The organism is Pseudomonas sp. CFBP13528, from assembly GCF_005233615.1.
Taxonomy (GTDB): Bacteria; Pseudomonadota; Gammaproteobacteria; order Pseudomonadales; family Pseudomonadaceae; genus Aquipseudomonas; species Aquipseudomonas fluorescens_AM.
This window is the reverse complement of sequence record NZ_QGAJ01000006.1, coordinates 271723-292567: the sequence shown is the minus strand read 5'-3', so window position 1 is coordinate 292567 and position 20845 is coordinate 271723. Positions and strand designations below refer to the sequence as shown.

Sequence of the window (20845 nt, the reverse complement as noted above, 5' to 3'; positions counted from 1 at the left end):
CATAGGCGTAGGAAACGACGTTTTGCTCGGTCACCCAAACGAAGGGTTCGTGGCCTTGGGCGCGATGAACCTGGTAGTCCACCGCCACAATCCGACCCAACTCGTAGCGCAAAAGCAAAGAGCGCCCCACACCGTTATCCAGCCGCTCAATACGCCCCAACCGATCCCGGAAAATGCGCAATCGGTTGTCATACGCATCGCTGATCGCCGTCAGCAGGCCGTCGCAAAAGTGATAAAACCGAGAAGACTGGGCCAGCACCAACTCGCCAGGAGCCGAGCCCAAATAAATCGCCGCTTCCGCCAGGCTGTTGGTAATTGCCGGACGAGCAGCCGTCGGCAAGGGCAGGGTGGTCGAGCGATTCTCATGGTCCGTCCACACCACCAAATCGCCTGAAACCACAAGCCGCTGCGCCAGCGCGTGACTCCAGCCAAACCCCAACCCGCAATCCACTTCCACCGCACTGGTGCGGTACAACCGCGTCCACTCGAACGGCAAGATGCCATCCAGCGTACCGTCGGTGAGGGTTAGCAGTTCCTCCCCGGTGACCATTGACACCGGGCAACCGTTCGTAACAGTTTTATCCGCAGAAGCCGCTGCATCGCCCTTCGGATTCGACGCCACGGCAGGCACATCATCTACATGGTCTTTGTGCAGCAGCACCGCGTTCTGCCGAGCCTTCCAGCGCATCTGCAGAGTGCCCTGCTTCAGCCCACCGACCACCCCTCGAATCGCCACCGCTTTGTAGCGATCCACCGCCTGCATAAACTTAGTCAGAATTGCCAGCATGCTCTGTACGAAGCCAATTGCGGCCTCAACAATCCGAGCGCCATACTTGACCAGCCGCAGGCTCAAATACGCCACACCCGCCGCCGGCAAGGCGATGGTCAGTACCGCGCCAATCACCAGATCAATCAGCAGCGATACTATTAACCCTGCGGCCACTTGCGCGATCTGGCTCGGCGGCAACGCGTCCAGCCAGACCAGTGCGGTGCGCACCAGAAGGAACAGCGCCGCCTCATCACTGGCCAGCAACATCGCGTGTTCCATGATTTTGGGTGCATCGCTGGCGATTTGCGCCAACTTGGCTGCTTGGGCTCCCAAGTGCTCTGCGTACTGCAACGGGTCTTCAAGGATCGACTGCACCAGCTTTATGCTGTCCCACACATCACGGATCGCCGCCCAACTGCCCGCCAGCATGCCGCTGCCAATTGCACTGGCCGTGGATTGCTGCCAATGGGGCTTGAAGTCCTTCCACTGATCGCGCAGCCATTGCTCCAGATCTGCTGTCAGCCCGGCATAAGAGGCGAACAAGGCATCCACTTGCTGCGGTGAAACACCGCCTTGAACCCGAACTTGATAGCGCCCGCCGGCGGCGCAATAGTGCGAACCCTCGCCGTGCTCATCGAGCATGATCACTGCTGAACTACCGTCATCCAGGCGTGTTACCTCAACGGGGATGTCGCCAATCGGCACGTCATACAGCGACTCGAACCTGCTCTGGATCTTAAGCACGCCACCCACCGGGCAACGAGCCACGGTAGAGAAATCCGCGTCGGTAAGGCTCACCGACTGCTGCGAATCACCGGCCCGCAACACCCGGTCCATCCCCAGCAGCGACGGCATATCCGCAGCATGGCTCACCGAATCCAGTGCCCGGGAATACCAGGCACCCATTTGCTGGCGATAAATCATCAGGCTCTGATGGAAAGTATCCAGCTCATATTCGATCGAGGTGATGTGGGCAGCGTGGGTCATCCATGACGTCTCGGCAGAAAGCAAGGCGTCGGAGTCTGCCGCAGCGAAAGGCGGCTGGATGAGCGGTTTGAAAAATCAGATTGCGCTTACAAAAGGTGGGCAATTTTCGGTGTCGACTTGTGCCCCCGGCTCACTTCAGACAGCGACGCTGCTGATTGACGAACAGTGCCCTTGAGCGCCTTTCAGCTGGGTTTCAAACGCATTCAAACCGGCTTACACCCGCTGCAACTCGGCGATTTGCGCGGCTAACGCGCGCGTCAATATCAGGTGAGTGGCCCAGCGGATGTCGGACTGAATCCTGAGCAGGTCAGGCTCCAGCGGTTGGACCTGGGTATAACCGTGGTGAAGGGTGGGGGCTGGCGTGCAGGGGAGATTCAATGGTTATGAGTTTGTGCAAGCAGGGCTTGCACAATTGCCCGTTTGGCTGATGCATGGCTAATGGCTATGATGGCTGAAATTGATGCTGATTCGCCGAGAAAAAGGTGTCTGGCTTTTTATGATATTGGCCAAACGGACATTCGGTATTGATCACGGTTGAAGCCCCGACAGGGAACGTGAATCGAATTCGGTAGATACCCGGTGCAGCGCTTGCTGAGGCACGGCTGGAATTAATAAAACTTCGTTAAGGGAATCGCGTAGGTGGCGAACGTCAATATCAAATGGAACTGGCTGCACTGGACCTGCGAGCAAACGTGGGGAAGGGATGTTTGGCCAGAGCTGCAAAGCAGGGGCGTTAAACTGCAGGATCTGGAGCGCTGCGTGTATGTGATCAGACTGAACGGTTTTATTGCCATTGAGTACCCGAAAGGTATTTCTCCGACCCTCTACATTGGAGAGGGCAACTTTGAACAACGGATCACGCAGCATAAAAACTGGCTGCTTGAGCTTGCCGACCTGCAAGGCAATTACCAATTTCTTATTGCGTATTGCTTTCCCAGGGCCAGAAACGCATCGCAGGTTTACTCGGATTTCGAGGCTAATCTGATACATGAGTTTCGAGATACGTATGGGGCGGCGCCGCTACGGAACAAACAAATGGAGTTCCAGAAAGCCAAGCATACGTACGGGCCGACCAATGAGATTCGCAAGGCCATCATGATTGGCAGTGGAACCCGCTTCCATTGGGCTGTTAAACCCATGAAAAGCTCTCCGATGTATGACGTTTACCAGCGCACCATGTTGGAAGAATTCAAGGTCTGAGGCCGTCCCGGCCATGGCAAGAAAGCCTGCTTTTCATAGCAGGCTTGTCTTAACGCTGGGTTTGCTTATTTCTGCTGCGCCGTCAGCGCCGCATACCCATTCATCAAATTGCGATAGTTGGGAATGCGCTGAGACAACAGATTCCCCAGCCCTTCGATATCGTTGCGCCAGTCGCGGTGCAACTCACACGCCACCGAGAACCAGTTCATCAACTGCGCGCCGGCCTGGGTCATCCGGCTCCACGCCGCCTGCTGCACCGTGGTATTGAACGTGCCCGACGCATCCGTCACCACAAACACCTCAAACCCTTCCGCCAGCGCCGACAAGGTCGGGAACGCCACGCACACGTCCGTCACTACACCGGCAATGATGATCTGCTTACGCCCGGTGGCCTTGATCGCCTTGACGAAGTCTTCGTTGTCCCACGCATTGATCTGGCCTGGGCGTGCGATATACGGCGCGTCCGGGAACATCTCCTTCAGCTCCGGCACCAGCGGGCCATTGGGGCCCTGTTCGAAACTGGTGGTGAGGATGGTCGGCAGGTTGAAGAACTTGGCCAGGTCGGCCAGGGCCAGCACATTGTTCTTGAACTCGTTGGGGGAGAAGTCCTGCACCAGGGAGATCAGGCCGGTCTGGTGGTCGACCAGCAGCACGATGGCGTCGTCTTTGTTGAGGCGGTTGTAGGTGGGAGTGCTCATGGTTGAATCCTTTTTTGTTTAGGTTGGTTGGGCGTTGTGTTCAACATGGGCATAGATTAATGGGTGGGTGGCGGGGGATAAATCGGGCGGGATGAGTCTTACTGTCAACTTAAACGGGACGATGGTTGGCGCACCAGCCTGTGCACAAAATCAATGTGAGGAGCGAGGGGGGATTTGACTTTGAATGGCCAGCAGGTCCTATCCCTTTCATTTGCAGGACGTTTCCGAGAGAATCCCAACCGCATTGCGCCAGCGGGAATGGGTGACTAGGCTGCGGATTGTCACTGCACATTCAGTGATCGGGTTTAGTCGCCCGGACTTCGCTAGGCGCACGCGCCATCTCAAAGACAGGTGTCTTCTCGCCTGCACTTTATGGTGGCTGTGCGCAGGGCACCTTCGGGTGCGCCGGTGCCTAGCGGCCGGTCGACTAACCTGCGTACAGCCGCCACCTCTACTCGTTTAGTCGCGAAAGAACGGTGGTATCCACTTACTGCTAGGAGTTTTGCTATGGACAACGTTTGTTCGGATTCGCCGTCATCAGCTGTGACCAACTCGTTTACCGTTAATGAAGAACTGAGCTTCGAGGACGCCTGGGTGCAGGTGGCTGAGTGGCTGCACTGCGCGGTGGCTACGTCACAGGTGCTCGGCGAGCCAGTAGCCGCGCCGCAGAGAGCGGTGATGCATTTGGTAGAGATGGCCAAGATGGTGGCCGATCGGGCTGTGGAGTGTTTGCAGACCTCATGACGCGCAAGGCTGGCAAGTCGCTAAGCGGCCTCTTTTGATCATTCAATTGTCCAACAGCTGTTGGACAATTGAGCCGAGATCGGCAGGCATTAAAAAGCCGGCTTATGGTTAGCTTTTTATTTAGTTAAGTAATTGAAAATTAATAAATTATAGTTTTTATAAACCTATTGTTCCCGCATTTGTTCCCCCACTTTTTGACGATTTCTTTTGATTTTTTTCCGGTAAAGACAGGCTTTGTTGGTCGGTTTTTTTGTTTGGTTGTTGCCCGAATTGAGCTTTTATCGGGCATCGAGAAAACGGTCGAGGAGGTCGAATTGAGAGACGTACTTTCGTGCTTAACTCGAGTTTTGCATTCCGCCTCTGACGGAGCTGCAACATAAAGGGTTTGGAAATGAGAATCATCCTTATGCCGGGTTTTTCTATAAGTGTAGGGGGATTTACTGACCAATCGTCGAGGAGACGGGGATTTGTGCGGCGTGAAGGCGCTTTGCCTTTACCTTGCTCCGAGTGCTGGATATTGTGACATCCATCAAACTCCAGGCAGACCGCTGTTTCCCAAGGATGGCATCTTGAGCGCACCGAGAAATCGGCAGCGCCCCTACAACGCCTCTCTTGTTATCGCGGCCAGCTGAAGCTGAGCATCGGTTTACCGTGCCCAGAAAAAACTTATTAGGCAGTTGCCCCAAAAAATTAGCGGTGATCGACGTGAACTCAGGCCCTGAATCATTGGCTGTCCAACGGTATGAACTTGTTCTGCAATGGATACTGGAACTGGTCCCCGCAGACGGGACGGCCGTTGGCAACAAGTCACTCAGGGACCGGATAGATCGGCGAGCTGAGCTTCAGAATTTTGCTGTCTCTGAGGAAGAGTACTGGAGTCTTCGCGACGAGCTCATTACCAAGGGACTGCTCAATAAAGGTAGCGGCCGGGGAGGGTCGGTTTATCGGTTCGATACCGAGTCCAAGGGGCATTCAAAGTCCAGTGATCCAGCGCCTCTTACCGATTGGGATGACCTTGATACGCCCCCAAGCGAGATACCGGAAAGCCTGGAGAAGCTGAGAAGCAGGCTTCTCGATCTCAGCGCTCGCAATCGGCTGCTGAACTTTTCACATGCGCGCTCCAAACGTTTCGTAAGGATTATTGATGAGTTGCCGGATCATCTGTTCGATACCTTGGCAGATGAAAAATCCATGCGATTTGCTGCTGTTCCTGAACCAACGGAAAGGCAGCTACTGACCCACGGCTTTTTGAAGCTGGACGAAAAGACAGGCGCAGTTGTTGAGTTAAAGAAACAGCCCACGGCAGAAGTCTGGGCGCAGATCCTCGGTATAGCGACCAGCTATGAGCTACCACTGCCCCCTGAAACCGGGCAAACAGGTAAGCATTCTGACGACGCGATTCAGACGCTTTATTACCCCGTGGAGATGGAGTCGCGGCTACAGATTCTGTATACCCAGTCGCGATCGGCACTCGAGGAAACGGGTGCGAACATTCTTTATCTTGCGCTCGGGTTCCTGGAGTGGGATGACTCAGTCGCAGGTAAAGACAGCACCCGCCTAGCGCCGCTGATGCTGGTGCCAGTGAATCTGGAGAAAGGCAAACTCAATCCTCAAACCGCGACGTTCGAATACCGCGTACATCCTACTGGCGAAGACATTCTTACCAACCTTTCATTACGGGAAAAGCTTCGCGTCGATTTTGGTATCGCGCTACCGCGGATAACCGACGACAGCACGCCCGAGGAATACTTCGAGCGCATTGTTGAAACGGTGCTGAAGGTTAAACCTGACTGGAAGGTTCATCGTTACGCATCGCTTGGCTTGTTCGAGTTTGGCAAGTTGATGATGTATCTCGACCTTGATCCAGGTCGTTGGAAAGACCAATCATTGCTGGATCACGGCCTGGTTAAACGGCTTACAGGGATGGACGGTTTACCGGCCGATTCGACAGGAAAGCAAGGCGCATTTTGCGTCGAGCATTCAATAGACGACATTGAGCAGATTCACCTGCAGTTTCCTCTAATTGATGACGCTGACAGCTCTCAGCACAGTGCATTGATAGACGTGATTCGCGGGGATGATCTTGTGATCGAGGGGCCTCCCGGTACAGGGAAGTCTCAGACCATCACAAACATGATTGCGGCGGCATTGGCCCAAGGCAAAAAAGTGTTGTTCGTTGCGGAGAAGCGTGCAGCGCTTGAGGTGGTCAAAACTCGGCTGACAAGGGCAGGGTTAGGCGATTTTTGTCTGGAATTGCATAGTCATAAGAGTCAAAAGAGCGCTGTTATCGACAGCATCCGGCAACGGATTCAGAAAAGCGGTGGCTATCGCTCGCCCAAGCAGCTGACGGATCTGATTTCCAACTATGAGCGATTGAAGCAGCAGCTCAACAAGCACGTACATCACCTCCATGCTCAGTTCGAGGAATCGGGGATGAGTGTTCATGAGGTGCTAATGCAGGCAACGCGTTTGCGTGAGGCGTTGTCGATTAAACCTTCCGATTTGCACCCGCAGTCGGAGGCGCGGATCGATAAAATGCATTTGCGAGAGCAGGCCGGCTTTTATGCACACATCTATCGAAAGACGGCTGAGGAAGCTGGCCAAGCGGGCAAGCTTGAAACGCATCCGTGGTTTGGCAGCACAAAAACGCGGGTGACTAGTGCTGAGCGCTCTGCACTTCTAGAAAATCTCTCCCTGGCTCAGCAGGCGCTGAATCGTCTAGCGGCTATTCGTCCTCAATTAGCACAACAGCTACAGGTAGCTGTACTGGAAACCTACAGCCCAGATCAGTTGCGAGATTTAGCCGCTTCAATTCCGGTACTTGCATTACCTAAAGGTGATGAGGATTGGGATCTGTTAGGACGACTGGATATCGAGTCCTGCGAGGCATTGAAGCTTTGGCTGCAAGGTATGGACTCCTTGTTGGACGAGCAGGGTGTGCTAGCTCGATCGTTGCGCGCTGATGTTATTGGTTCTGGGCAGGCGATAGCTTCTATCAAAAAAGCCTGCGCAGCCATACGTCTGCATAACGCTGATGAGACCCTGTCACTTAATGTCTTGCTGGATGTGATTGAAGAAGCTGAGGAGCTACTGGAGCTGGCTCCACGCATTCAAAGGCTGATTCAGTCATTGGCGGAAGGGGCTGCAGTTCAAGGCTTGCGAAGCGATTTTATCGGCATTGAACAAGTGGTGCTCTTCCTACAAATGCTCGCGGCGATGCCTGAGGATTTGGCACCTCTTCGCCATAAACGCTTCGAAGACGAGAGCTTGGACGGATTGCTCGTAGAGTTGGACAGTGACATCCCAGTCATTAAGAAGTTGCAGGAGCAGGCTGCGAGTCATTTCACGCTGGATCGATTGCCTAGTCATACGCGACTGGAAGATTTGAGTCGGGTTCTGGCGGATAAATCACTTTTCCGCTGGTTCAAGGGACAATGGCGCTCTGCTAAAGCCGAAATCTTGGCCATGGCGCGACCAGGGCTCAAGCTGAACCAGCTTCTGGTGGTCTTGCCTGATGTCATTGCCTATTTGAAAAAACACAGTCAACTGAATGAAAATAAAGTGTTTACCGAAAAGCTGGGTGAACATTTCCAAGGGCTTGATACTCCGATCGACGCACTCAAGCGTTTGCGGGGCTGGTACAAGCTCTTGCGGACAGAATGCGGACGTGGATTCGGTGCAAAGGTATGGGTTGCGGAATACCTGCTTAAGGTCGATCAGCAGCAATTGGCCGGTGTTTCGGGCGATAGAGCGGACCTCGAACCCTATCTGATGGATGTCCTGGAGCATCGTCTTGACCTGGAAGAACTGTTGCCTTTTGACAGTCATGATTTGCGTTCGGAAGATTTGCTTGCTCCACAGGGACTGTATGTTCGCCTTATCCAAGATATCGGAATCCCTCTACGCTCTTTATTACCCGTAGTCAGCGAAGAGAAGCCCACGATGGGGCAACTGCTGCAGTTGATTCAGGCCGTGGAGAGCTGGCAGACCCGCTCGGCGGCACTGCAAAGCGACGCAGTGCTACAAACCTGCTTGTTAGGTGAAGAGCTCCCTCGGATAGAAAACCTTTCAGCGGCCCGACCTCGCTTGACGACCTGGCGGCATACGGTTGCATTCGTTCAGCCCATTTTGGCGTTGCCGATTCGGGATATTCTCGTTCCGCAGTTGACCGCGTGCACACCAAAGGAAGCTGAGGAGCTGATACTCCATTGGCATCAACAAGGTACAGCGCTCGCGCAAGCCGTAGATATCTGGGAGCAGGCACTGGAAGATTTTTTCCAAAGCGCTGCGGTTATTGCTGGTCAGTGGTGGCAGTCCATTGAGAGCGCAGATTTCGAACCCATGGCCAGTCGTCTGGCCTGGGCCGTTCAGAACCCCGATCTACTCGACCATTGGTTCGAGTACCGCCGTTTGCGTTTGCACCTGGTCGAGTTGGGGTTCGAGACTGTCGTCGAAGCAATCGAGAAGCAAAAGCTAGTGTCTGAGCGCTGCATCGATGCCTGTCTGCTCGGGCTTCTTGACAGCTGGGCATTGAAAATTCTTGAGCTTGATCCCGCGCTGGGTCAGTTTTCGGGCAAGGAACAGGAGGCCATCCGCGCTCGGTTTGCTGATATCGATGAGCAGCTTAAGCATCTTCAACGTGAGCAGGTTTCGTCACGTATCAGTCAGAACAATATTCCTGTTGGAAATAGTCATGGAGCGGTCAGAGACTTTACGCAACTGGCTTTGCTGCAGCGTGAGGCTGAGAAAAAGACACGGCATGTTCCGATCCGCAGCCTGATGAACCGTGCAGCTGAAGCGCTACAGGGCCTCAAACCCTGCTTCATGATGTCGCCAATGGCCGTCGCTCAATATTTGCCAGCTGGCCACATCGAGTTCGATTTGGTTGTCATGGACGAAGCCTCTCAAATGCGCCCGGAAGAAGCATTGGGTAGCATCGCCCGAGGTAAACAGTTAGTAGTCGTGGGTGACCCGAAACAGTTGCCGCCGACGAACTTCTTCTCCCGCAACGGTGGCGATTCGGACACCGATGAAACTGATGCTTCATTGGCCGAGGACTCAGAAAGCATTTTGGAAGCCGCCATGCCGCTATTCAAACTGCGACGTCTGCGTTGGCACTACCGTTCCCGTCACGAGAGCCTGATTGCCTTCTCCAACAAAGCCTTCTATGAAAGCAATCTAGTGGTGTACCCATCACCGCACCGTGAATCAACCGAATTTGGCGTCAAGTTTGTCAGAGTGCCTCGCGGGCGTTTTGTCGAACAACGCAATATCGAAGAGGCTGAGGTTGTCGCCAAAGCCATCGAGCACCACGTTATTCACCGCCCTGATGAATCGCTAGGTGTGGTGGCCATGAACGTAAAACAGGCTGATCAAATCGAGCGGATGCTTGAGCATCTGGCCAAACAAAGCCCGCAACTGCAAGTCGCATTGGACCGTAATCAAAGTCAGGATGAGCCACTGTTTATCAAGAACCTGGAAAACGTCCAGGGTGATGAGCGAGATGTTATTTACATCTCCGGCACCTACGGCCCTATGGAAGTAGGCGGTACCGTTCCTCAGCGCTTCGGCCCGATTAACGGTGCCAGCGGATGGCGACGTTTGAACGTGCTGTATACCCGCTCCAAGAAACGCATGCAGGTTTTCTCCTCGTTTGGCTCGACCGATGTCGTAGTAACCGGAACCTCCAGCAGAGGCGTGCAGGCACTGCGTGACTTTCTGCACTTCGCCGAGTCTGGCCGGATGCCACACATCAAAGAAAATGAGCGTGCCCCTGACAGTGATTTCGAGGTGGCAGTCATTGATATGTTGGCGCGCCATGGCTATCAATGCGAACCTCAGGTTGGCGTAGCTGGATTCTTCATCGATTTGGCCGTCCGCGATCCTGGGCAGCCTGGCCGCTACCTGATGGGTATTGAGTGCGATGGAGCCGCATACCATTCGGCCAAATCGGCACGTGACCGTGATCGCCTGCGTCAAAGTGTGCTGGAGCAACTGGGCTGGAATATTCGCCGCATTTGGTCGGTGGACTGGTTCCGCAACGCGCGCGTGCAAATCGAACCAATACTTCAGGAGCTCGCGCGGTTGCGTACCGAGCGGGTTGAAGTGGTCAAAGAGTCGATTGAGGAGCCGGAAGAGCTGACTATTCAACAAGTGGCTGATGAGCAGAGCGAGCACGCTGAGCGTATAACCGTCGAAGGGAACTACAGTCTGCGAGAAAAGCTAATCTGGCTCGACGAAAATGTTATTCGTCCGAATTTGCCTGATGTACCTGACAGTCAGCGCTTATTGAGGCCTGCGATGTTAGAAGCGTTATTAGAATTTCTGCCTTCAGATCGTCTTGAGTTTCAACAGATGATTCCCGGATATTTGCGCACCGGAACCCATAGCGCGGAAGGTCATTACATAGATGATGTGCTGGTATTAATTGGCGAGCAGTGAGCGTTTGTTGCGGTGTTCCCTAATGGGAAGACTAACGAGTGGTTTACTTGGGTTTAGGAGGTGGGAATGTTTGGTGTAGCAGATGATGGACGAAAGGTTGTACTTAATGAGGACGGGACTTGGGTATATCATAAGGATGTCGTTACTAGTGCAGAAGAGGGGAGTCGGGGTTTTCGAAAGCTCTCTTGGGGGGCGCATCGTTTAGATGTGAAACAGTCCGAGCCCAGTGTCTCTTGGTTAGAGGGTGATGGTTACCTAGGTTTTGAGTCGGCGCTTGGTGGAAATGAGTGTTTGGTGGTTTTTGTTTTTTTGAATGACATGTTGGTTCGCGGAAAATATGTCTTTAGTCAGAAGTTTGCGAACGATAATACATATTTGTCGAAGTTTGACGAATTTAAGGATATGTTGCAGAAAAAGTATGGAGTGCCCGATAGTGATAATGAGTATTGGCTCAATGATCTTTATCAGGATGAATATCAAAGTTGGGGAATGGCTGTAAGCGCTGGTCACATGTCGCGTTTTACCATGTGGGTTGATGGTGCGACAAAGGTTTGCTTGTCTTTGACTGGGGAGGGGTATCAATGCGATCTATCTATAGAATATTCTTCTATCGAGTACGAGGCAGAAGAGAGTAAGTATAAAGAAAGTATCGTGTTGGACCTTCTTTAGATTTTTAATGGTCTTGTCGGATAGTTTTAAATGCGCGCGCAGATGCCGAATATGGTCTGTGCGCCTATTTTAAATATATACCAGAATCGTTGTATGCACTGCTGGTGACTAATATTGCGGAGTTTATATCATATGGCGTGTCATAAGGGCCGCTGTGACCAATCACCAGCACTGCAATACATGTTTCAATTTCGCTTATGAAGATCTCAAAGGACTCAAAACTTGCCTATCAAAACGGACGTTTGGACCGTCGGCCTTACACCGAACAAGCTTCGTCAAAGCCGATTGGCCAGTGAGCAGCTACTGGAAGAAATGATCATCAGCTCCCCAAGCATTCTCTCGGATGAGTGGATGCTGATAGGTAGGCAAGAAAGCACTGGTATGGGGGGGCGCATTGATCTATTGGCCATTGCTCCTGATGGAAATCTGGTACTAATTGAGCTCAAACGAGACCGCACGCCCCGTGAAGTCGTTGCTCAGACCCTCGATTACGCCGTGTGGGTCGAGAGTCTGCGTGAGAACGAAATCGCGGCGATTTACCAACGGTTCCGCCCCGGAAGCAGCTTGTATGCAGATTTTCTAGCGCGCTTTGGTCGTGTGCTAGACGACGATGATTTGAATAAAAGCCACCAACTGATCATCGTCGCCACGGAGTTGGATGTCAGCAGCGAGCGAATCGTTGAGTACCTCAGCAAGCGAGATATTCCGATCAACGTTCTCTGTTTTCAAATTTTCCAGGTGGGCGACCAACAGCTACTGAGTCGATCCTGGTTACTCGATCCTGTTCAGACTCAAGTGAACGCCGCATCGACGAGCGAAGGGCATAGCGAGCCTTGGAACGGCGAGTTCTACTGTTCGTTCGGCGATTCTGCCTCGCGCTCATGGGCCGATGCTGTGGAGTTCGGTTTTATTTCCGGCGGTGGAGGCGCGTGGTACAGCAAGACCCTGCAGCTCCTGTCTCCGGGAGATCGGATCTGGGTAAACATTCCGCAGCAAGGCTATGTCGGCGTAGGACGCGTTCTTGGCACGTCCACACCTGCGAACGAGTTCACAGTGATGCAAGACGGCGAAGAGCGGCCGGTGCTAGAGGTCGCAACGCGCGCCAACTATCATGCAGAATTTGCTGACGATCCGGAGCGCTGCGACTATTTTGTTCCGATCCAATGGCTGCAAAGCGTGCCGGTGAGCCAGGCAGTACGAGAGATTGGGATGTTTGGGAATCAGAATACGGTTTGCCGTCCGACTACGCCGAAGTGGCGGTGGACGATTGAGCGATTAAAGCAGCGATTTCCGCGTTTCGATGAAGTGGCAGCTACTGAGATCGCGAGCGTACCTGGCAGTTGATAAATTGGGCAGCAGCCTGCTGCCCAATTACTTGTTCAGTAGCACCTACAGTCAGTATCTCTTTTCTAGTCTGGAGAAAGTCCCACCTGCGGTGGGACATGCGATTATTGGTCTGCCAGCTTAAGTAAATCGAAAACCACTCTGGCAAATTTACTGGCCTTAGCAGGGTCAGAGAGCAGTTGCATCATCTGGTTCTGTTGGACATCGCCACTGTCCATAATCGCGTCATCAACCGCATTGGCGAAGTTTCCAAGCAATGCCTGTTCGGGAGTATTGTTTGCCAGTTGTTGCATAACTAACTGGTTTTCACTGACCTTGTCACGGGGACGGTATAGGCGTAATTTACCATGCCTTTTTCAGTCAGTTGGTCCGTCACAAAACAGCTCATTGAGCCGTTCTAATATCTGTGAAAGCAGCTCTTCCTTTTTGTCCTTCGCAGCCGCTGATCCAAGCCCCTCACCTGGCACGAGCTTATAGTCGGGCGAGTCTTCTTTTAGCTTCAGGTCTTGCTGGCGTATTTTCGAAACGCGGTAATGGCTGAGCACGACACCAGTGAGGTCAATATCATCCTCATCCACAGCGGCTTCACGCAGCATTGGGCTTAGATTGCGTGCGTACAGGCTGAGCTTTTCCAGCTGCTTATCATCGTAATCGACGATCTGCGACATGAATTCATAGAAACGCACAAAGGTGCCCAGATCCTTTTTGAAGATGTCCAAGGCGTCCTTGGCTTGCTTGCATTCCTTCAGGTCGTTTTCAGCGTTGGCGATCAACACTGCATCCTGAGTCTTTTTGATTCTCTCAAATATGTCTTTCGAGTGTCCGTAGGCATCAACCGCCAACTTGTAGCGTTTCGTCCAGCGTTCGACCGCAGGCTTGCAAATGTTGGCAATCGCCGCATTGCTTTTGTTTTTGATGAAAAAGGCTGCGGAGAACTGCTCAACCTCGCTGGACTTGTAAATGCCTGACGCGTTGAGCTTCTCAAACAAATCGAAGATCAAGTCTGGGTCGGAAACATCTGCCAGCCCTTGCGCCATTTCTCCGACCAGCTTGATCCATGGGCGTCTAGGTAGTCAGAGGCCAGCTTCTCGAAGGTAATCAGCTGCGCCAGTTCCCGGCGTGCGGCTTCCCGCTGAGCGACTTGTTCAGCCTGTCGTTTCGCGAGTGGATCAGTGCCATTGAGTATCTGAACTTTATTTTCATAGGCGGCTGCGCGGGCTTTTTTCAGGTCGAGCTGAGGGTAGCTCCCCAGACCCGTCTCCGTGAGTTTGCAGTTCAATTGAAAGCGGAGCACCCAGGTTTTTCGTCCTGAGGGTTTCACTAAAAGGCGAAGCTCGTCACCGTTTTCGTACGTCCCGGCCACAACTAAATTCTTGATTTGATTGGCGGTCAGTTTACCCATTTTCTCGCCCTCTGTTCCCCCACTTGCTCCCCCCAACTTACGCGTGGAACGCCTCGGATCAAAACGGAAGTCATAGGAACAAAAGTAGGCTGAAACCCTTGATCTAGCAGGGCTCTCGCGGATTTTAATAGATGAGAATAGCTTTCAAAAAGATATTAAAAAGCCGGCTTATGGCCGGCTTCTCTGTGACTGCCTCAGCTTGTTTTTGACAAGCCTCACCAGCCTTCAAATCGCTCAGCCCACATTGCGTCGGGCTGAATAGTAGGGGCATCCGCGGGAACTCCTCCGCATCGCCTGGCAGGGTAATAGCTTGAAACCATCCCCTGCCAAATGTGCGGCGCATGATACCCACATTCACCTCAGTTGCCCACCTCCGGTTCCGGTTCAGCGCCTTCCCAGCCCAGCAGGTGGTCATCCAGTGGGACGGGTGGGCGGCGGTTGTTGAGGGTGGACCACCAGAATACCCAGCCGACGATCTGGAAGTTCTGCTCGAAGCGTTCGTCGTAGGTGAGGTATTCGTCCGGGTGTTCGCTGGCGTTGTGGCTGCGCATGCGCAGGCCACCGCCTGGGCGGTTGTAGAGGTATTTGATGCGCAGCATGCCGTCGTGTTCGACGGCGTAGATTTCGCCGTCGATGATTTGGGTGCGGCCTCGGTCGATGGCGAGGGTGGCGCCTTGCTGGATGATGTCGATCATGCTGTTGTCGACCATGTAGGCGCCCACGGCGCGGTCGGGGTTTACGTTGAGGGTCTGGAGGGTGTGTTGGGTGACGCGGATGCGTTCGGTTGAGGTGAATGTGGGGTGGAGGGGGATCTCCACGTCGTTGTTTTCCGGGCGGCAGGCGGGGCCTGTGAGGTATTTGCCGATGTCTTCGCGGGTGGATGCAATCCTTGCAGTGGGGCCGTCCAGCAGGTAGTTGGCCGGTGGGTGTTTGGGGCCACGGCCGTCGCTTAGCCAGCGACTTGAGACGCACAGCAGTTCCGCGATCTCGTTGAGTCGGCCCATGGGGACGCCGCGTTTGAACCAGTTGTTCACGTGTTGAGGCGTGACGCCGCGGTTCTTGGCGAAGTCGGAGGCGGAAAGATGAACTTCCCGTAGTAGCGCTTTTAAACGATCACCTGATGTATTCATGAACGCAGAGTTTACTGGCCGGGAAAACCATTCAAATAAACCATGCGTTGATTTGCGCGTGTAGGTTTTTGCTTAGTTGTAGCCTGATTCTTCAGGGTGGCTGGTTAGTTGAACGCCTGAACTTAAGCGCTGAACTTGATGTTTAATTTTACCCAAAAAAAAGCCCCGAATAATCGGGGCTTTTTGCTTGCCGTGGCAATGAGGCGCGGGTATCAGCCTTTGTAGGCGGCAACCGACTTCATGATCTCGGCGCGGGCGGCTTCTGCGTCGCCCCAACCGTCGATCTTCACCCATTTGCCTTTTTCGAGGTCTTTGTAGTTCTCGAAGAAGTGCTTGATCTGTTCCAGCAGCAGGGGCGGCAGGTCGGTGTATTCCTTCACGTCGACGTACAGCTGGGACAGCTTGTCGTGTGGCACTGCGATGACTTTGGCGTCGCCGCCGCCGTCGTCGGTCATGTTCAGGATGCCGACCGGACGGGCGCGGATGACCGAGCCTGGGGTGACCGGGTAAGGGGTCACGACCAGCACGTCGAGGGGGTCACCGTCGTCAGCCAGGGTGTTGGGGATAAAACCGTAGTTGGCCGGGTAGAACATCGGGGTGGCCATGAAACGGTCAACGAACAGGCAGTCGCTGTCTTTGTCGATTTCGTATTTGATCGGCGCGTGGTTGGCCGGAATTTCGATGGCGACGTAGATGTCGTTCGGCAGGTCTTTGCCAGCCGGAATCTTGCTGTAGCTCATTGGGCGTTGCCCCCGTTAGTTGGCCATATGACATGGCCGGATTGGCCTAAAAGTGGCGGCGATTATAGGCATATTCTGACGCCGATGCCATGCGCCAAGCGTCGTACGGTCATTCGCCCTGCGGCTGGTAACGCGGGTCGCGGGCTTGCAGTTGATTCAGGCGGGCCAGGGGATCCTGGCGGTAGAAGCGGCTGAGTTGGGCGTACACCTGTGGATAACTGTTGGCCAGCAAATCCGGGGCACTGAAGAAATACTCGCTGGTGACGGCGAAGAATTCCGCCGGGTTTTCGGCGGCGTAGGGGTCGATCTCGGTTTCAGCGTCCGGGTTGGCGTCCAGTTGGCGATTGAGGTCGTCAAAGGCGCTTTGCATCACGCTGGCCCAGTCCTGCACACGCATGTCGTTGTGCAGCGGTGGCAGGCCGTTGGCGTCGCCGTTGAGCATGTCCAGTTTGTGCGCCAGCTCGTGGATGACCAGGTTGTAGCCTTCCCATTGGCCGCTGGCCAGTACCCCGGGCCAGGCGAGGATCACCGGGCCCTGCTGCCAGGCTTCACCGCTGTGTTCGCCGTCCCACTCGTGTTCCACGCCGCTGGCATCGCGATGGCGCTGCGGGCTGAGAAAGTCGTCGGGGTACAGCACGATTTCATGGAAGCCCTGATACCAATCCAGATCGCCGAGGTTCATCAGCGGCAGTTGCGCCTGGGCGGCGAGCAGCAGGCGTTGTTGCTGGTGCAGTTCGACGCCGGGCAAGGCGGTGAGGTGTTTTTCGGCGAGGAACAGCACACAGGCTTCGCGCAGCCATTGGTCTTGCTCGGCCGTGATGCCATCGAGGAAGGTCAGGTGGTGGCGCACCCGCTGCCAGGTGTCATCGGCAATCGGGTGCTTGGCCAGCAGGCGCCGGCGACGCCAGGCGCTGAGGGACCACATGGGCGATCAGTGCGGTTTGGCTTCGGAGGAGGTGCGGCCAAAGCGGCTGCGCACCACGCCGATGATCATCGGCACCAGGGACAGCAGGATGATGAACACGACGAGCAACGACAGGTTCTTCTTGATGAACGGCACGTTGCCGAAGAAGTAGCCCAGGGTTACCAGGCCGCCGACCCAGAGGATGGTGCCCAGCACGCTGAAACCGAAGAAGCGCGGGTAGGGCATTTTCGCGATGCCGGCGACGAACGGCGCGAAGGTGCGCAGGATCGGCAGGAAGCGCGCCAGGGTCACGGTTTTGCCGCCGTGTTTGTCGTAGAAGTCGTGGGTTTTTTGCAGGTAGTCGCGACGGAAAATTTTCGAGTTCGGGTTGCTGAACAAGCGTTCGCCCACCGTTCGCCCTATCACGTAGTTGGTGCTGTCGCCGAGGATGGCCGCCAGCATCAGCAGGCCGGCCAGCAACACCGGGTCCATGCCGCCGCCTGCGGCAACGGCGCCGGCGATGAACAGCAACGAATCACCCGGCAGGAACGGCATGACCACCAGGCCGGTCTCGCAAAAAATCACCAGGAACAGAATGGCGTAGATCCACGGACCGTAGTTGGTTACCAGCATGTCGAGGTAAACGTCGAGATGCAGGATAAGGTCAAGCGGGTTGAAATCCATGGATGGCACCTGTGTCAATGGCCCGGCTCAGCAGGCCAGTGCGGGAACGACGGGTAATAAGACTACACGTGTATGTCGAGATTCTTACAACCCTGAGAGGTGCGCATTATACGGATTGAATGGTGAAAAGCGTGTGGCTTTTGTAGCGGGGAGTGTCGTGAAAGTGTGAAGCGGTGGGGCTTGGTTTAAATGTGGGAGGGGGCTTGCCCCCGATGGCGGTGGGTCAGGGACAGATTCGTTAACTGACACGCCGCCATCGGGGCAAGCCCCCTCCCACAGGGGATTTGCGGTGGTTGGAGGTCAGTCTTCGCTGATCGGCAGCACGTAGTTCTTAAATTCGGTGTCTTCGCGAAAACCGATGGACTCATAGGTCTTCTGCGCCACGTCATTATCGCTGCTGGTCGATACCCGCAGCCGCACGGCGTGGGTCTCCTTGGCCATCTTCTTCGCCGCGCGCATCAGGTTGTCGGCGACCAGTTGTCGACGCGCGTCCTCTGCCACATAGATGTCATTGAGGATCCACACACGTTTGAGCGACAGCGAAGAGAAGCTCGGATACAGCTGGCAGAACCCCAGCAGCCGCTTGTCATCATCATCGGCAAGCGCCAGGTAGATCACCGATTCCTTGCGGCGCAGGCGCTTTTCCAGGAAGGCCCGCGACGAGTCCGGGAACGGCAAGGCGCCATAGAATTCGCGGTATTTGACGAACAGCGGAGTGAGCAGGTCCAGGTGTTCCAGGGTCGCTTGAGTAATCCGCATGCCAGGCCTCAACTTCCAAATGGGTACGACCACGCGCGCGGTCTTCGCTTGATGCTGCCTAAAGCCACGAAAAAGCGCAATCGTGCGGCGATCAGTCTATGGGTGGGCTGAGCAGGAAGTTGCTTTTCATCAAGCCCGAATCATCTGATTCAATCGTCTGCAACTGCGCCTCGTCCTTGAGGTTGACCCCGGACAACTGCCGGCGGCAGGCCTCGCGCATCAGGTACAGCAGGCGATGGGCCGCCATGCCGTAACTCAGGCCTTCCAGGCGTACATTGGAGATGCAATTGCGGTAGGCGTCGGTGAGGCCGACCTTGGGGTTGTAGGTGAAATACAGCCCCAGGCTGTCCGGCGAGCTGAGCCCCGGCCGTTCGCCGATCAGGATCACCACCATTTTGGCGCCGAGCAGTTGCCCGATCTCGTCGGCCACTGCGACGCGGCCCTGTTCTACCAGGATTACCGGTGACAAAGACCAGCCTTCAGCGTGGGTCTGTTCTTCCAGGCGTGTCAGAAAAGGCGCGGTGTGTTTATGCACGGCCAGCGCCGACAGGCCATCGGCCACTACGATCGCCAGGTCCACCCCATTCGGATGCGCTGCCGCGTAATCGCGCAAGGTCTGGGCCGATTCATCACTCAATCGGCGTCCAAGATCCGGGCGTTGCAGGTAGGTATGCCGGTCGGGTGCGGCGCTGTGCAGCAACAGGCTGTCGCGGCCGCGTTCGGCGAATTGACGGCTCAGCCCTTCATGATCGAAGGGCAGGTGCACCGCGTCCCGCGCCTGGGCGTGGGCGAACTGGAAATCCAGTTGAGCGTTGGTCGGGATGCTGGTGCCGGTGCGGCCCAGGGCAATGCGCGCCGGGGTCAGGCGGCGCAGTTGCAACCATGGATTGTCAGGCAGGTCGAGTTGCACAGGCGGCTCCTTCATCCCAATTGCGCCAACGCGTGGCGAAACGCCGGTGGCAGGCTGTTACCAAAGCGTACCTTGCCACCTTCTTGTGTAAAAATGCCCATTTTCGCCAGCCATTGCTCGAACTCCGGCGCCGGCTTCAACCCCAGTGCCTGGCGGGCGTACAGCGCGTCGTGGAATGAGGTGGTCTGGTAATTGAGCATGATGTCGTCAGAGCCAGGGATGCCCATGATGAAATTGATCCCGGCCACGCCGAGCAGGGTCAGCAGGGTGTCCATGTCGTCCTGGTCGGCTTCGGCGTGGTTGGTGTAGCAGATGTCGCAACCCATCGGCACGCCGAGCAACTTGCCGCAGAAGTGGTCTTCAAGACCGGCGCGGATGATCTGCTTGCCGTTGTACAGGTACTCGGGGCCGATAAAACCGACCACGGTGTTGACCAGAAACGGTTTGAAATGCCGGGCCACCGCATAGGCGCGGGTCTCACAGGTTTGCTGGTCGACGCCAGAATGCGCGTTGGCTGACAAGGCGCTGCCCTGGCCGGTTTCGAAATACATCAGGTTCTGGCCCAGGGTGCCGCGATTGAGGCTCAGGCCGGCATCGTAACCTTCCTGCAGCAGGCTCAGGCTGATGCCGAAGCTGGCGTTGGCCGCTTCGGTGCCGGCGATCGACTGGAACACCAGGTCCAGCGGCACGCCCCGGTTGACCGCCTCGATGGAAGTGGTGACGTGGGTCAGCACGCAGGCCTGGGTGGGGATTTCGTAGCGCTGGATGATCGCATCGAGCATCTCGAGCATGGCGCAGATCGAGGCGATGCTGTCAGTGGCCGGGTTGATGCCGATCATGGCGTCGCCGTTGCCGTAGAGCAGGCCGTCGAGAATGCTGGCGGCGATGCCCGCCGGTTCGTCGGTGGGGTGGTTGGGTTGCAGGCGCGTGGACAGACGCCCGCGCAGGCCCAGGGTGCCGCGAAACTGGGTGACGACGCGGATCTTCTGCGCCACCAGCACAAGGTCCTGCACGCGCATGATCTTGGACACGGCGGCGGCCATTTCCGGTGTCAGCCCCGGTGCCAATAAACGCAGGGACTGTTCGTCGGCCGCATCACTGAGCAGCCAGTCGCGCAGGCCGCCGACGGTGAGGTGGCTGACCGGTGTAAACGCCTGTTTATCGTGGGTGTCGATGATCAGTCGGGTGACTTCATCGCTCTCGTAGGGAATCAGCGCCTCCTGCAGAAAGTGCTTGAGTGGAATATTCGCCAGCGCCATCTGCGCTGCCACCCGCTCGCCGTCATTCTGCGCGGCAACACCGGCGAGGAAATCCCCGGAACGCGCCGGGCTGGCCTTGGCCAGCACATCCTTGAGGCTGTCGAAGCGGTAGGTGTGTGCACCCACCGCGTGGGAAAAGCTTGCCATACAGTGTCTCCTGAATGACGCGGGCAAGCGTGGAAAAGCCGCCCGCGTCGAGGTTTTC

General features: G+C 55.4%; 18 protein-coding genes and 1 pseudogene. 5 read left to right on the top strand and 14 right to left on the bottom strand.

Annotated features, from left to right (window positions below; all coding sequences use genetic code 11):
* Together PspCFBP13528_RS15110 and PspCFBP13528_RS27850 are read right to left on the bottom strand one after the other, a co-directional pair.
* A partial coding sequence (locus PspCFBP13528_RS15110; protein WP_241669092.1) for a DUF6531 domain-containing protein occupies positions 1-1756 on the bottom strand: 1756 nt, incomplete at its 3' end.
* A 264-nt stretch (positions 1757-2020) separates the two neighbouring features.
* Positions 2021-2110, bottom strand: a pseudogene (locus tag PspCFBP13528_RS27850) (flavodoxin family protein); the annotation flags it as partial.
* 285 nt (positions 2111-2395) lie between these two features.
* Between PspCFBP13528_RS27850 and PspCFBP13528_RS15095 the strand changes: the two are divergent.
* On the top strand, positions 2396-2956 hold the full coding sequence (locus PspCFBP13528_RS15095; protein ID WP_065952031.1) for a hypothetical protein: 561 nt from the start codon (positions 2396-2398) through the stop codon (positions 2954-2956).
* A 65-nt stretch (positions 2957-3021) separates the two neighbouring features.
* On the opposite strand, the gene ycaC is transcribed toward PspCFBP13528_RS15095, so the two are convergent.
* A complete protein-coding gene (gene ycaC, locus PspCFBP13528_RS15090) occupies positions 3022-3654 on the bottom strand; it encodes an isochorismate family cysteine hydrolase YcaC (protein ID WP_057724871.1) in 633 nt (210 codons plus the stop codon).
* Positions 3655-4161: 507 nt separating this feature from the next.
* On the opposite strand from ycaC, the gene PspCFBP13528_RS15085 reads away from it, so the two are divergent.
* The 4 genes from PspCFBP13528_RS15085 to PspCFBP13528_RS15070 all read left to right on the top strand — a co-directional run bounded on the left by PspCFBP13528_RS15085 (position 4162) and on the right by PspCFBP13528_RS15070 (position 12852).
* Entirely contained in the window at positions 4162-4398 is a 237-nt protein-coding gene (locus PspCFBP13528_RS15085) for a hypothetical protein (RefSeq protein WP_137200500.1), read from the top strand.
* Positions 4399-5094: 696 nt separating this feature from the next.
* Complete coding sequence (gene hhe, locus PspCFBP13528_RS15080; protein WP_241669091.1) at positions 5095-10839, top strand: DUF4011 domain-containing anti-phage protein Hhe; 5745 nt, start codon at positions 5095-5097, stop codon at positions 10837-10839.
* A 66-nt stretch (positions 10840-10905) separates the two neighbouring features.
* A complete protein-coding gene (locus PspCFBP13528_RS15075; protein WP_137200499.1) occupies positions 10906-11508 on the top strand; it encodes a hypothetical protein in 603 nt (200 codons plus the stop codon).
* A 222-nt stretch (positions 11509-11730) separates the two neighbouring features.
* Positions 11731-12852 (top strand): endonuclease NucS domain-containing protein, encoded by a 1122-nt coding sequence (locus PspCFBP13528_RS15070; RefSeq protein WP_137200498.1) that lies wholly within the window; start codon positions 11731-11733, stop codon positions 12850-12852.
* A 104-nt stretch (positions 12853-12956) separates the two neighbouring features.
* Here PspCFBP13528_RS15070 and PspCFBP13528_RS27705 read toward each other — a convergent pair whose 3' ends face one another.
* The 11 genes from PspCFBP13528_RS27705 to PspCFBP13528_RS15020 form a co-directional block, all read right to left on the bottom strand.
* Positions 12957-13145, bottom strand: coding sequence for a hypothetical protein (locus PspCFBP13528_RS27705; RefSeq protein ID WP_197986830.1), 189 nt, complete (start codon positions 13143-13145; stop codon positions 12957-12959).
* A 63-nt stretch (positions 13146-13208) separates the two neighbouring features.
* Positions 13209-13889: a hypothetical protein gene (locus PspCFBP13528_RS15065; protein ID WP_197986831.1), complete on the bottom strand. Its 681-nt coding sequence runs from the start codon at positions 13887-13889 to the stop codon at positions 13209-13211.
* Entirely contained in the window at positions 13850-14254 is a 405-nt protein-coding gene (locus tag PspCFBP13528_RS15060; RefSeq protein WP_241669090.1) for an Arm DNA-binding domain-containing protein, read from the bottom strand. Before PspCFBP13528_RS15060 ends, PspCFBP13528_RS15065 begins: the two co-directional genes overlap by 40 nt.
* A 124-nt stretch (positions 14255-14378) precedes the next feature.
* A complete protein-coding gene (locus tag PspCFBP13528_RS15055) occupies positions 14379-14597 on the bottom strand; it encodes a hypothetical protein (RefSeq protein WP_241669089.1) in 219 nt (72 codons plus the stop codon).
* 16 nt (positions 14598-14613) lie between these two features.
* Positions 14614-15384: a S24 family peptidase gene (locus PspCFBP13528_RS15050; protein ID WP_065952033.1), complete on the bottom strand. Its 771-nt coding sequence runs from the start codon at positions 15382-15384 to the stop codon at positions 14614-14616.
* A gap of 212 nt (positions 15385-15596) precedes the next feature.
* Positions 15597-16124, bottom strand: a complete 528-nt coding sequence (gene ppa, locus PspCFBP13528_RS15045; protein WP_049711351.1) for an inorganic diphosphatase — start codon at positions 16122-16124, stop codon at positions 15597-15599.
* 109 nt (positions 16125-16233) lie between these two features.
* Entirely contained in the window at positions 16234-17049 is an 816-nt protein-coding gene (locus PspCFBP13528_RS15040; RefSeq protein WP_137200497.1) for a M90 family metallopeptidase, read from the bottom strand.
* Between the two features lie 6 nt (positions 17050-17055).
* Positions 17056-17712 carry a DedA family protein gene (locus tag PspCFBP13528_RS15035; protein ID WP_057724876.1) on the bottom strand — a complete coding sequence of 219 codons (657 nt, stop codon included), beginning with the start codon at positions 17710-17712 and terminating at the stop codon, positions 17056-17058.
* A gap of 300 nt (positions 17713-18012) precedes the next feature.
* Positions 18013-18471 carry a GNAT family N-acetyltransferase gene (locus PspCFBP13528_RS15030; protein WP_065952035.1) on the bottom strand — a complete coding sequence of 153 codons (459 nt, stop codon included), beginning with the start codon at positions 18469-18471 and terminating at the stop codon, positions 18013-18015.
* A gap of 91 nt (positions 18472-18562) precedes the next feature.
* Entirely contained in the window at positions 18563-19396 is an 834-nt protein-coding gene (gene eutC, locus PspCFBP13528_RS15025) for an ethanolamine ammonia-lyase subunit EutC (RefSeq protein ID WP_137200496.1), read from the bottom strand.
* Positions 19393-20787 (bottom strand): ethanolamine ammonia-lyase subunit EutB, encoded by a 1395-nt coding sequence (locus tag PspCFBP13528_RS15020; protein ID WP_065952037.1) that lies wholly within the window; start codon positions 20785-20787, stop codon positions 19393-19395. Before PspCFBP13528_RS15020 ends, eutC begins: the two co-directional genes overlap by 4 nt.
* Positions 20788-20845: the final 58 nt, after the last annotated feature.